The organism is Nostocoides sp., from assembly GCF_035343835.1.
Classification (GTDB): domain Bacteria; phylum Actinomycetota; class Actinomycetes; order Actinomycetales; family Dermatophilaceae; genus Nostocoides_A; species Nostocoides_A vanveenii.
Map to the genome: position 1 here is coordinate 1 of NZ_DAOQZV010000078.1, position 12,459 is coordinate 12,459.

General features: G+C 69.5%; 8 protein-coding genes. 1 reads left to right on the forward strand and 7 read right to left on the reverse strand.

All coding sequences use genetic code 11. The features are described 5' to 3' along the window. Positions 1–160: 160 nt before the first annotated feature. The gene (locus PKH97_RS07500; RefSeq protein ID WP_324386785.1) at positions 161–544 is read right to left on the reverse strand and encodes a YkvA family protein; all 384 of its coding nucleotides are present in this window, start codon (positions 542–544) and stop codon (positions 161–163) included. Between the two features lie 95 nt (positions 545–639). Next, positions 640–1,353 (reverse strand): EcsC family protein, encoded by a 714-nt coding sequence (locus PKH97_RS07505; RefSeq protein ID WP_324386792.1) that lies wholly within the window; start codon positions 1,351–1,353, stop codon positions 640–642. Between the two features lie 121 nt (positions 1,354–1,474). Here PKH97_RS07505 and PKH97_RS07510 point away from each other — a divergent pair, with 121 nt between their 5' ends. Further along, on the forward strand, positions 1,475–3,121 hold the full coding sequence (locus PKH97_RS07510; RefSeq protein WP_324386786.1) for a DNA polymerase: 1,647 nt from the start codon (positions 1,475–1,477) through the stop codon (positions 3,119–3,121). A gap of 109 nt (positions 3,122–3,230) precedes the next feature. Here PKH97_RS07510 and PKH97_RS07515 read toward each other — a convergent pair whose 3' ends face one another. The 5 genes from PKH97_RS07515 to istA form a co-directional block, all read right to left on the reverse strand. Next, positions 3,231–4,151: a PAC2 family protein gene (locus PKH97_RS07515; protein WP_324386787.1), complete on the reverse strand. Its 921-nt coding sequence runs from the start codon at positions 4,149–4,151 to the stop codon at positions 3,231–3,233. Positions 4,152–4,231: 80 nt separating this feature from the next. Beyond that, positions 4,232–8,089 (reverse strand): ATP-dependent RNA helicase HrpA, encoded by a 3,858-nt coding sequence (gene hrpA / locus PKH97_RS07520; RefSeq protein WP_324386788.1) that lies wholly within the window; start codon positions 8,087–8,089, stop codon positions 4,232–4,234. Between the two features lie 116 nt (positions 8,090–8,205). Beyond that, positions 8,206–9,522 (reverse strand): bifunctional o-acetylhomoserine/o-acetylserine sulfhydrylase, encoded by a 1,317-nt coding sequence (locus PKH97_RS07525; protein ID WP_324386789.1) that lies wholly within the window; start codon positions 9,520–9,522, stop codon positions 8,206–8,208. 191 nt (positions 9,523–9,713) lie between these two features. After that, positions 9,714–10,730 (reverse strand): ATP-binding protein, encoded by a 1,017-nt coding sequence (locus PKH97_RS07530; RefSeq protein WP_324386790.1) that lies wholly within the window; start codon positions 10,728–10,730, stop codon positions 9,714–9,716. Beyond that, positions 10,727–12,262, reverse strand: a complete 1,536-nt coding sequence (gene istA, locus PKH97_RS07535; RefSeq protein ID WP_324386791.1) for an IS21 family transposase — start codon at positions 12,260–12,262, stop codon at positions 10,727–10,729. The genes PKH97_RS07530 and istA overlap by 4 nt, the downstream gene beginning before the upstream one ends. Positions 12,263–12,459: the final 197 nt, after the last annotated feature.

Here is a 12,459-nt window from a genome sequence, read left to right on the forward strand (position 1 = left end):
GCACAAACCCCAGCTGGTAGGGGATGGTGGCGAGGATGTCGTCTGGCGTGCGAAGTCGGATGCTCATGGCAGCAACGCTGCCGCGCGCGGCCGAGCGACACCAGAGCGTCTATTTTTCCTGTGGATCGTGCCTATTTGGCCGTCGGCCTGTGGATCACGCTCAGCGCGGACCGTAGCTCGCAGGCGCGAAAGCGACAGCCCCGGGGACGTGGGTGGCCTGCTTCTCCCACGCCAGGAAGGACTCGGTCTCGGTGAGCACGGTGGCGGCCAGCCAGCTGAGCACCATCGCATCGTCGGCCAGGCCGAACACGGCGAGGAAGCCCTCGGGCATCAGGTCCACCGGCGAGACGATGTAGGCGGCAGCAGCGGCCATCATCGCCAGCCGGCCGGTCGTCATCCCGCCGTACTGGCCGGAGCGAACCGCGCGCAGCAGGCGCGGCAGGGCGCTGAACCGCTCCCCCATCGAGGGAGCACCCGGACGGGTGGCCGAGCGCAGGGCCGCGGCGAACGAGCGGGCGAGCAGGAGGCGAGAACGAGCAGCCACCAAGACATCCTTGTTGTGAGCGACCGCGCGGATGCGATCGGACCATCTGTTTCAACGAGCGTGACCCGCGAGCGATTCCCGCCGCGGTGACGGCTTCAGCGGTCGCCGACCAGCGGGAACTCCCGGCGGGCCGCGTCGGCGATGCGGCGAATCAAGTAGGTGTCCAGGCCCGCACCGACGAAGCCGCCGACGACCGGCACGCCCTTGCCGAAGCGGGAGAGGGTGTTCTTCCCGACCGTCGAGAGCAGGCGGAAGGCGACACCCTTGTTGACCACCATGAGGATCGGCCCGGGCAGCCGCTGGGCCGCGAGGTTGGAGAGCCGGCCGGTGGCAACGACGCCGGCCTTCTTCAGCAGGTCGTCGGCGTCGGCGCCGACCAGGGTCAGCAGGATCGCTGATCGAATTTCGGGCTGCGTGATGTCGTAGCCGCGCACCTTCGCGATGCTCGCGACCATGCGCGTCGCAAGGAGGTAGAACTCGATGAGGTTGACGGGCAATGAGACCGGCAAGGTGATGAATCCGCCCATGCTCGTCAGGAAGCCACCGCCGGCCGCCAGCAGGGTGTGGTCCTTGACGATGTGGTCGATCGCTGCGTCCGGGTTGCGGGCCTTCGTCAGGGCCGCGGCTGCGATCTCGTCGGCCGAGTCGAAGGTGCCCTTGCCATCGATTCCCGTGTCGAGCAGCCGCTCCATGAATCGCGTCGCCGTGCCGGCGTAACCGCCGTCGTCGCGTCCCGCGCGGGCCTGCTCCAGAGCCGAGCTCGCGCGCTTGGTCGAGGCCGCGGCCTTGTCGGAGCCGAAGAGTCCCATGGTCACCTCTCGTCGAAATCGATCGACGCCGATCTTGTCACGACCGTATGCCGTTAGGGCTCCTACCTCTCCACATCTGGCCCGACGCGGCCTGTCGGTGCCTGGTCCTATCGTTCGTTCCATGACCGGCACACCGCGCCTGACCGCCCTCGTGGCGAACGGTCGCGGGCTGCTCGCGGTGCATGACGGGCACTCGGGCCGCGCCGGCCGCCTGGCCGATGCGGGCAACCTGCTTCGGGGCGAGCAGGAGCGGGTGGTGGTGTGGTCGGCACGTCGCGACCTCCACGGTTTGGTCGCTGCCCACGCCCCTCCCCCGCGGGTCCTCGACCTGGCCGAGGGCCACCGGCTGCTCTTCGGGGGGTGGGCAGCCGGTCCGGACGAGGTGTGGGCCGCCCGGCACGATCTGCCCCGCGAGGGCATCCCGCCCGATACCCCGGACGATCTCTTCGCCGTCCTCGTCGGGCCGACGGCGGAGGAGGAGTTGGTGACCGCGGGAGGCTATCTGCGGCCGGACGCCGTGGCCGGGCGTTGGCAGAGCACGCCCGAGCGGCTGATCCGGTGGGCTGGAGCGGCCTATGAGTGTGGCGTCCGCACCCGCACCGCACTCGAGCGTCTGGGGTCACGAGCGGTGTCGGCGGCCGTATCGGAGTCCAGTGCGGCCGTCCTGTGCCTGGAGTTGGAACGCGACGGATTGCCCATCGATCGGCCGGCCGTGGAGGAACTGATCGCCGCATCGGCGGGACGGCGGCCGCGCGACGAGCGGGAGGCGCAGGAAATCCGCGCTTCGCGCGACGCCGAGGTGCTGCGGCATGCCCCTGGTCACGAGGGGGTCGATCTGCGCAATCCGGCCGCCGTGAAGGAGTTGTTGCTCGCGATCGGGCTCGACGTGCCGTCGACGCGCAAGTGGGTGCTGGAGCCCTATCGCGAGGCCCACCCCCTGGTGGGCGCATTGCTGGCGTGGCGCGCCGACGAGCGGATCGCGACGACCTACGGCTTCGGCTGGCTGGAGCGGCACGTGGGTGCCGACGACCGGCTGCGCGGGGCCTGGACGGCGTGCGATGGTGCCGCCGGCCGGATGACGGCGCAGAACGGCCTGCACAATCTGCCTACGGCGCTCCGTCCCGGGGTGGCCGCCGCTCCAGGATGGGTCTTCGTCCGGGCCGACCTCGGGCAGATCGAGCCGCGGGTGCTGGCCTGCGTCGCGCAGGACCACGCGCTTGCCGCGGCGACGCAGTCCGACGACCTGTACGCCCCGGTGGCCGCCCGGCTTGGCATCGACCGGTCGCGGGCCAAGGTCGCAGTGCTGGCGGCCATGTACGGCCAGCGCTCAGGGGCCGCTGGCGAGGCCCTCGCCGGTCTGCAGCGGGCCTACCCCATCGCCATGGCGTTCCTCGACCGGGCCTACGAGTCCGGGGTGGCGGGCGCGGACCTGCGCACGTTCGGCGGGCGCTTGATCCGCACGGCGGGCCCGCACGACGCCGGCTCTCGTGGCCGGTATGCCCGCAATGCCCTGATCCAGGGCGCCGCGGCGGAGCTCTTCAAGGCCTGGGCGGCGACCGTGCGGGTGACCACTGCCGATCTCGGCGCGGAGGTGGTGCTGTGCCTGCATGACGAGTTGCTCGTGCATACGCCCGAGGCCGCGGCCGAGGAGTGCGCGGCTCGCGTTGGTCAGGCGCTGACCGACGCCGCCCGCCGGTGGAGCGGCGCTGCCCCCGTCCGCTTCGTCACCGACACCCGCATCATCCGCCGCTGGTCCGAGGCGAAGTAGTCCAAGCTTTCTCGCCCGATGCCACAAACCCCTTGTCCGCAAGGGAAGTCCTCCCATGCGAGCGAGGGTGTTCCGGCATCGGGCGGGAAAGCTGTGCCAGCGGATGACGTCAGGCGCGGGGATCGTCGTCGGAGACCGAGCGCAGGAATTGCTCGACATCGGCCGCCAGCTCGTCGGCCGATGGCAGCGGAGTTGCTTGCGGGGCAAGAAGATTCGGCTTGTCCTGGCCTTCGAGGAAGGTGTCGTACTGACGCTCGAGCGCCGAGACGGCTTCACCGATCTCGCCATTACCGGCGACTTCGGCATCGATCTGCGCGCGGCCGGCGGCCGCAGCGGCGACGAGGGCGTCATTGGGCAGGTTGAGCCCGGTGGCGTCGACGATCGCGTTGAGGGCGGTCAGCGCGCCGTCATGGAAGTCCGCCTGCGCCAGATAGTGCGGCGTATGCACGGCGAAGCCCAAGGCCGGCGCCCCCTGCTCACCGAGGCGGTATTCCAGGAGCGCGGCAAAACTCGCGGGGACCTGCACTCGCCCGAAGACCGGGTTGCGCTCGCCGATCAATCGCTGGTCAGTGGCGTGGGCCGTCAGCCCGACCGGACGGGTATGCGGCACGGCCATCGGGATGCCGTGCGCGCTGACCACGAGCGTCACGCCGATATGGGCCATCAATGCTCGGATTGCCTCGACCATCCGCTCCCACTGGTAGTCCGGCTCAGGGCCGGTCAGCAGGTAGTAGACCTGACCGTCGCGATCGGTGAGGCGGTAGAGCAGCAGGCTGGGGTCGTCATACGCCACCCACTGTGTCTCCTCGAAGACCATCAGCGGCCGGCGGCCGCGGTAGTCGAGCACCTGATCGACATCAAAGGAGGCCACGACCTGCGCCTGGGACTGGGCCAGCAGATGGGTAATCAGCAGGCCGTTGATATTGCCGGCATCGATGAAGCCGCCGAGGCCGAGCAACAGCACTCCGGGTTCGAGGCCAGCCGGGTCGGCGTCGGCTTCGAAGCGGTAGAGCTCGTGTGGGTTTTGCACGGGGACCTTCCACGTCAGGGGTGTCTGATTCTCCTCTTCGCAACGCCCGGGTCGCCAGCATGATTCCGGGCCGGTCCCCTTCAGCGCAGGTCGGCGATGGCCTTCAGCACCCGCTTGACGCTGACCGGATGCGTAGTCCCCAAGCCCTGGGCGAACAGGCCCACCCGCAGCTCCTCGATCTGCCAGGCGGCCGCGACAACCGGCGCCGAGCCACGGACGGCAGGCGACAGCTCACCGAGCAGGTCGGCATAGGCGGCCTCGACCGGGTCGAGTTGGTCGAGCAAGCGCCGGTCCCGAGCCGGATCGGCCAGTGCCTTGGTCAGCCGCTCGTCGACGGCGCGCAGGTAGCGCGGCAGATGCGGCAGGTGCCCCACGCCGACCCGTGCGACGAACCCCGGTCCGACCAACCCGTCGAGTTGGGCGCAGATGTCCGCCACCGTGCCCACGAGGCGCGGATCGTCAATCGCCGCGAGCCGGCCACGCAGCGCGTGGGAGCGCTCGAGGACCGGAACCAGACCGGTGGCGATGGCCAGGACCCGCGCGGCCGCGTGCGTGCGCACCGCCGCCAGCGCCTGCCCGTAGGCCGTCGCGTCCCGCACGGGTCCGATCACGTGATCCTCGACGATCGCGTCGACGGCAGCCGCGAGCGCGTCGTCGAGGAGCCCCGGCACCGACCCGTGCGGGGCGAATTGAAGCGCCAGCTTGTCGGCATTGCTGAGCCCCGCGAGCACGCGCTTCCACGGCGGGTTAGTTCCGAGCAGGAGCAGGCGGCGCAGGCCGACCCGGTGAGCGGCGAGTGCCGACTCGCGATCGGGCAGGACGCGCAGGGCGACGCTCGTGCCCTCGTCGACGAGGGCCGGATAACCGACGATGTCGTGGCCGTCGGCGCGCGTGGTGAAGGTCTCCGGGATGTCGTCGTCAGGGAATGTGGTCAGGCCGGTCCGCTCGATCGCCGCTCCGGCGCGTGACATCCGTCGCTGCACCGCCCCGGCGAAGCGCTCCCGCAGGGCGTCGAGATCCTTGCCGGAACCCAGCACCTCCCCCTTCGGTCCGACGACCTTGAACGTCATGCGCAGGTGCGCGGGCACCTTGGCCCAGTCCCAATCCTCCGGATCGACGGCAATTCCGGTGTGCGACTTCAGGATTGCCGCGATCGCTTCGGTTATTGGCCGCCCGTCCGGGTCGGGCAACTCGCGCAGGACGTATGCCGCGTGGTTGGGTGCCGGGACGAAGTTCGTCCGCGTCGCCTTGGGTAGCGAACGGATCAACGCGGCCACCAGATCCTCGCGCAGGCCGGGCACCGACCAGTCGAAACCGGCGCCGTCAACGCGGTTGAGCACGCCGATGGGGATACGCACGCTGACCCCGTCGTCCGGGGAGCCGGGGTCGAACTGGTAGGCGAGGTCAAGGCGCAGGTCGCCCGCGGCCCACGTGCCGGGATAGTCGCGCGAGCTAACCGCCTCGCCGGCGTCTCGGCGCAAGACCTCCTCGGTGAGGGTGAGCAGGTCGGGGTGGTGCTTGCGCTCGCCGCGCCACCACCGGTCAAAGTGTGCTCCGGAGACGATCCCCGGCGGAATGCGAGCATCGAAGAAGGCCGCCACGGACGCGTCGTCGGCGACCAGATCACGGCGGCGCGCCATGTCCTCCAGCGCCTCGATCCGCTCCCGCACCTGGCGATTGACGCGCATGAACGCATGCGGCGCGTCCCAATCTCCTTCCACGAGAGCGTTTTTGATGAACAGATCTCGTGACAACTCCGGGTCGATCCGGCCGAACTGCACGGTCCGGTCCACCACGAGCGGCACCCCGTAGAGGGTGACGCGCTCGGTGGCGACGACGCTCGCCTGGCGGCGCGACCAACGCGGCTGCGAGTAGTTGCGCACGACGAGGTGACCGCCGGCCTCCTCGGCCCACAGCGGGTCGATGGTGGCGTTGACCCGCGCCCACAGGCGCGTGGTCTCCACCAGTTCCGCCGCCATGACGTATGCCGGTTGCTTGCGGAAGAGCACCGAGCCCGGGGAGAGCGCGAACCGCGCCCCTCGGGCGCCGAGGTAGTCGCGGGTGGCCTCGTCGCGCAACCCGACGTGCGAGAGCAGGCCCGTGACGATGGCCTGATGGATGCGCGCCAGGTCGGGATCGGCGTCGCGGGCCGCCGTTGCCAAGTCGGGATCGATCCCCTGACTCTTGAGAGCAGAGCGCAGCTGCTGGTGCAGGTCCTGCCATTCGCGCACGCGGAGGTAGTGCAGGAACTCCCGCTGGCACATCCGACGAAAGGCACTGCCCGACAGTGCCTTTTGCTGATCCTTGAGATAGCGCCAGAGGGCGAGATAGCCGCCGAAGTCGCTGCCCTCGACCTTGAAGCGGGCGTGGTGCTGGTCGGCTTGGGTCTGCTTGTCGGCGGGCCGTTCGCGGGGATCCTGGATCGAGAGAGCGGCCACGATCACCAGCAGTTCACGGGTGCAGCCGAGCCGTTCCGCGGCGATGAGCATCCGCCCGAATCGGGGATCCACGGGCAACCGGGCCAGCTTCCGCCCGACCGGCGTCAATCGCTCGCCCTCGCTCGGCATCCGGCCTCGCCCCCGGCTTCGACCGGTGCCGGGTGCCCGCCCGGAGGAGGCCGCACCCGATTGCCCACCAGCGATATTCGGTTCTGCGAGAGCCCCCAGCTCACGCAGTAGCCGCACTCCGTCCGCGACGTTGCGAGCGTCCGGCGGGTCGACGAAGGGGAAGCGGGCGACCTCGCCGAGCCGCAGCGCGGTCATCTGCAGGATTACCGCGGCGAGCGAGGTGCGCAGGATCTCCGGTTCGGTGAACTCAGGGCGGGCGTCGTGGTCCTCCTCGCTGTAGAGGCGGATGCAGATGCCGTCGGCCAAGCGGCCGCATCGGCCGGCGCGCTGCTTGGCGCTGGCCTGGGAGATCGCCTCGATCGGCAGGCGCTGCACCTTGAGGCGTTGGGAGTAGCGCGAGATGCGCGCGGTGCCGGTGTCGACGACATACCGGATCCCGGGCACGGTCAGTGAGGTCTCGGCGATATTGGTCGCGAGCACGATGCGCCGGCCCGGGTGGCGGGCGAAGACGCGATGCTGCTCGCTCGCCGAGAGGCGGGAATACAGGGGGACGATCTCGGTGGCGGGGAGCTTCATACCGGCCAAGGCGTCTGCGGCATCGCGGATTTCGCGTTCACCGGAGAGGAAGACGAGAACGTCGTGATCTCCCGCCTCGTAGTTGCGGGCCTCGGTCCACAACTCCTCGATGGCCTCGCAGATGCCGGTGATCTGATCGCCGTCGCCGTCGTCACCGCCGAGCGGCCGGTAGCGCAGTTCGACCGGATAGGTGCGGCCGGAGACTTCGATGACGGGCGCCGGACGGCCCCCGATCGCGAAGTGGTCGGCGAAACGCTGTGGGTCGATGGTTGCCGAGGTGATGACGACCTTCAGGTCCGGCCGCCGCGGAAGCAGACGCCCCAGGTAGCCGAGCAGGAAGTCGATATTGAGGCTGCGCTCGTGCGCCTCGTCGATGATGATCGCGTCGTAGCGGCGCAGGTCGCGGTCCCTCTGCAGTTCATTCAGAAGGATGCCGTCGGTCATCACCTTGATCGCCGTGTCGGCGCTGGAGGTGTCGGTGAACCGCACCTGATAGCCGACCAGCCCGCCGAGGGGCACGCCGAGTTCTTCGCTGATCCGCTCGGCGACCGAGCGCGCGGCGATGCGGCGGGGCTGGGTCAGGCCGATCTGGCCGGCTTGGCCCAGGCCGAGTTGCAGGCAGATCTTGGGGATCTGGGTGGTCTTGCCCGACCCGGTCTCGCCGGCGATGACGACGACCTGGTGCTCACGGATGGCCGCCGCGATCTCGTCCAGTTGCTCGACGACAGGCAGCTGCGGTGGATAGTGCAGCTCCGGGATCACACGACGCGCGGGTGCGGGCTGGTCCTCGGGCACGCCCGCCACAATACGTCCGAGTATGCCGATCCTGCGCCGTCGAGAGTGCATCACGGGCTCGTCGAGAGTGCACTCTCGACGAGCCTGAGATGGACTCTCGACGGGGTGTGGGGGGGTCAGCCGGCGGCGGCGAAGCCGTGACGGAGGTCGGCCAGGATGTCGTCAATGTGCTCCAGGCCGACGGCCAGTCGCACCAGACCTGGGGTGACGCCCGCGGCCAGCCGGTCCTCGTCGCCGCCTTGGCTGTGCGTGGTCGTGGCCGGGTGGATCGCCAGCGAACGGACGTCGCCGATATTGGCGACATGGCTATGCAAGGTCAGCGCCTCGACGAAGCGCTGACCGGCCGACTTGCCGCCAACAATCTCAAAGCCGATCACCGCGCCGGCGCCCTTGGGTGCGTACTTGTCGGCGCGCCCCTTGCTGTCGTCGCCCTCGGCCGAGGCCCAGCGCACCGACTCGACCTGATCGTGGGCGCTGAGGAAGGCCACGACCTCGCGAGCATTGGCCAGGTGCCGGTCCATCCGCAGGCTGAGCGTCTCGACGCCCTGTGAGAGCAGGAAGGCGTTGAAGGGTGAAATCGCCGCACCGATGTCGCGCAGGAGTTGGACGCGGGCCTTGAGGATGTAGGACAGATTCGCGCCGAAGGCCGAGCTGACGCCGAGGTCGGGGCCGAAGCGCAGCCCGTGGTAGCTCTCATCGGGCTGGTTGAAGTTGGGGAACTTCGCCGGGTCGGCAGCGAAGTCGAAGCTGCCGCCGTCGACGATGACGCCCGCGATCGACGTGCCGTGGCCGCCGAGGTATTTGGTGGCCGAGTGCAGGACGACGTCGGCGCCCCACTCCAACGGCCGGATGACATACGGCGTGGCGATCGTGTTGTCCACGACCAGCGGGACGCCGTGCTCATGCGCGACCGTGGCGACGGCTTCGATGTCGAGGACATCGGCGCGCGGGTTGGCGATGCTCTCCCCGAAGAGAACCTTGGTGTTCTCCCGGATCGCCGAACGCCAGGCGCCGGGGTCGGCCGTGTCCTCGACGAAGGTCACGTCGATCCCGAACTTGGCGAAGGTGTAGCGCAGCAGGTTGAAGGTGCCGCCGTAGAGTGCCGCGCTGGCCACGATGTGATCGCCGGTCTCGGCGATATTGAGCAGGCCGAGCGTCGTCGCCGACTGGCCGGAGCTGACCAGGAGTGCGCCGACGCCGCCCTCGAGCGAGGCCAGCCGCTGCTCGACGGCGTCCTGGGTCGGGTTCATGATCCGGGTGTAAATGTTGCCGAACTCCTTGAGTGCGAACAGATTCGCCGCGTGCTCGGAGTCCTTGAAAACGTAGGAGGTGGTCTGGTAGATCGGCAGTGCCCGCGCCCCCGTCGTCGGGTCGGGCTGCTGGCCGGCGTGGATCTGACGGGTCTCGAAGGCCCAGTCGGGGTTCTCGGTCATACGGTAGTCTCCTATTGAGTCGGTAGGATAAAGACGCTACGTCGCTGCAGCCGCGACGGCAGTGTCGTCTCTCCTGGCGGACCAGGATGCCAGGCCGCCGCGCGAGCTCCCCTGGCGGCGGGGCGCGCTTCGTGTCAGGGTCGGAGTGCGAGAGCCGGCCAGGCTCTCGACCGACATCACAGGCAGTGGCATCAGCATGCGCACCAATCGTTTCGCCGCACTCGTCGCCACCGCGCCACGGCCGGCCTCGTAGCGCTGCCGGCCGCCCACGCGGCCCCACCACCCGTCGAGGCTCCAGCGGCATCTGTGTCAAGGGCCAGTAGGAACTGCCCAGTGGCGGTCATGAGACCTGCCCGCTGACGGTCATGAGAACTGCCCGGTGGTGGCCATGGGATCTGCCCGTGGGGGCTGGGGCCACCACCGACCAGGGTGCTTAGGTCAAGGGGCTCACCCCTTGGCCGGCTAGTGCCTGGGTGAGTCGTACGCTGTCGCCGCTGGTCTGGCAGATGTGTGCGTGGTGCAGGAGCCGGGTGGACGGTGGCGGTGGCCAGGGTCTTGGGCATGAGTTCGTCGAACCCGGAGGGGTGCAGGTTCGAGCTGATCGCGACCGAGCGTTTCTCGTAGGCGGCGTCGATGAGCCGGTAGAGGCCTTCGGCGGCGTCGGCGGCGACCGGGAGGAGTCCGATGTCGTCGACGACGACGAGGTCGGCTCGTAGAACCCGGGCGATGGCCTTGGTGACGGTGTCGTCGGCACGGTGCCTGCGCAGCAGCACGCCGAGGTCTTCTAGGGTGAACCAGGCGACCTTGAGCCGGTGCTCGACGGCCTGCTGCCCGAGGGCTTCGAGCAGGAACGTTTTGCCGGTCCCCGATGGTCCGCACACGACCAGGTTCTCTCGCCGGTGGACCCATTCCAAGGTGCGTAGTGCCTGCTGGGTCGGTGCCGGGATCGAGGACGCCTCGGGCTGCCACGCATCGAACGTCTTCCCGGTCGGGAACCCTGCCGCCGCCCTCCTGGTGGCCAGCGCGGAACGTTCCCGGCCGGTGACCTCCTCGGCGAACAGGGCCTTGAGGACCTCGGCTGGTTCCCACCGTTGGGCCTTCGCGGTCGCCACGATCTCGGGGGCGTGGCGGCGGATGTGCGGTAGCCGCAGCCGACGTAGCAGGTCCTCCAGGTCCGCGGGCAGCGGCGGCGCTGACTCGGTTTTCACGCGATCGCCTCGCCGCTGTCGCTCGACGTGGCCGCCTGGCCGAGTCGTGCCCAGGCGCTGGTGCCCTGGGTCAGTGACCGGTCTTCGCTGGCCCGGTGTTCACCGGTGCCGGGCTGGCGGGCGTGGTGGTCGAGGATCGAGGACAGGTCGGCTTCGGCGAACCGGCCGTGCACGGCGGCATGCCCGAGTGCCCAGTCGACCTGCACGGGGTCGAACAGCCTAGCCAGGGCCAGGGCCTGGGTCATCTTGACCCGCATCCGCGGGGTGCCTGCCGCGGCGGCCTCGATCAGCCACAACCTGGCGCCTTCGCCCAGGTCGAGGAACTCCGCTTCGGCCGGGTTCTTCGCACGAGGCTTGCGCTCCAGCGGCCCTTCGGGCTGGGGCGGGAAGTGGGCGTCGGTGATCCTCGGCGTCCCGGGTGTGGCCCGAGCGTGGCGGGCGACCTCGACGGGCCCGTCCTGGCCGACGTGGACGATCACAACCTGCTCACCTTCCCCGACGCCGTGGGTTCGCACCCACACCGTCGCACCGAGCAGCCGGTGCGGCACGGAGTACTGGCCGGACTCGAAGGTGATCATCGGTGTGTTGACCGGCACCTGCCGGGTGACCCCGAACGCGACCGTGTGGGGGCTGGCCGCGACCGGGTGCAACCGGGTACGTTCCTCGGCCAGCATCTCGACCGGCGCCCGTTCCGTGGCCCGGTGCGCCCGGGTGTTGACCTTCTCGCAGAACGCCTCACACGCTGCCTCGAGCTCGGCGAACGAGCCGTACGCCTTGAGCAGGTTGGTTTCCTTCGGCACCAGATCGGCCTTGCTGATCTTCACGCTCGACTCGCTGCCACCCTTGGACGCCGGGTCCGCCGGGACGCAGGTGTGGACGGTGACCGAGTAGTGCTCGGCGAACGCCACCAGCTGCCGGTTGCGGACCGCGATCCCGGCGATGTGCTCAACCGTGACGGTCTTCTCGTTGTCGGTCAGCACGTAGGTCGGCACCCCACCCAGCCGCCGGAAGGCCACGTCGAGTGCGGCGAACACGCTCGGCATCGTCTTGTCCCGCAACGGCAGCACCACCCGGAACCTGGACCAGGCCAGCCACGCCACGAACAGCACCGTCCGGGCGCCGTCGATGACGGGCCCGTCGCCGTAGTCGTACTGCAGCCACATCCCCGGCTCGGTGACCCAGGGCCGGTGGACCCGGACCCGACCCGCCCGGTACGCCTGCTTCACGGACGCGACCGCCCGACGGGTGGTGCGCTCCGAGCCGGTGTAGCCCAGCGCGAGCAGCTTCTCGTGGGCCACGTCGGCGCGGACCTTGCCCTTGGACCGCTCGACCCACTCCTCGACCTTGGGCAGGTACTCATCGACCAGTTGCGGCCGGGCGGCCGCCTGCTCCAGCACCCCGCCGGCAGCACGCCGCTCGACGTAGTGCTTGACCGTGTGATGGGAGCAACCGGCCAGCTCCCCGGCATCACGCAACGACCCGGTCAGGTCGTAGGCATTCAAGATTTCCATGATCTCCTCCGCAGACTTCAACTCAACCTCTTCCTCGCGAGCAGTAGCGACTTCAAGCACCGCTCATCGCACCCGAGGAAGGGGGCCTCAACCGCGCAGGACGGTGAGGCAGACGACGTCGTGTCGGGCAGATCCCATGACCGTCAGCGGGCAGAACTCATGACCGCCGGCGGGCAGCTTCATGGCCGTCTCCGGGCAGTTTCTCGTGTCCGTCGACA